Origin of the sequence: Streptomyces sp. SID13666 (assembly GCF_010548325.1) — a bacterium.
Classification (GTDB): domain Bacteria; phylum Actinomycetota; class Actinomycetes; order Streptomycetales; family Streptomycetaceae; genus Actinacidiphila; species Actinacidiphila fildesensis.
In genome coordinates this window covers 1-380 of the sequence record NZ_JAAGLX010000256.1, presented here as the reverse complement: position 1 = coordinate 380, position 380 = coordinate 1, and the positions used below count along the sequence as shown (strand labels likewise).

Annotated in this window: 1 pseudogene; it reads left to right on the top strand. The window is 73.7% G+C overall.

From position 1 onward, the window contains the following. Nucleotides 1-380: pseudogene (locus G3I60_RS44900) on the top strand (hypothetical protein); the annotation flags it as partial.

The window sequence follows — 380 nt, the reverse complement described above, 5'->3', positions numbered from 1 at the left end:
CGACTCGGCCAAGCGCGAGGCGTTCCGGGCCCGGACGCGCACCGACCTCACCCATGTCTTCGGTCTGCTGCGCGACGGCGTCCTCACCGCGAGGATCGCCGCCCGCTTCCCGCTGAGCGAGGCCGCCGCGGCCATGGAACTGGCGGAGTCCTCCGGCCGCACCGCCCTCGGCAAGATCTGCCCTGCGATCAGGCCGTCGTCGTCGCCGTTGTCGATGACGAGCAGCGCCTGCCAGGCGGCAGTGGTGGCGCGGCGGCGTGCGAACGCGGGGCCGGTCACCGGCGGCAGCGTGGGACGGTTCTGGTCGCTGCTGTCGTCGGCGATCTCCGCTGGGGTGGTCCAGCGTTCGCGCATGTGGGGCAGGGACAGGTCCGGGGCGA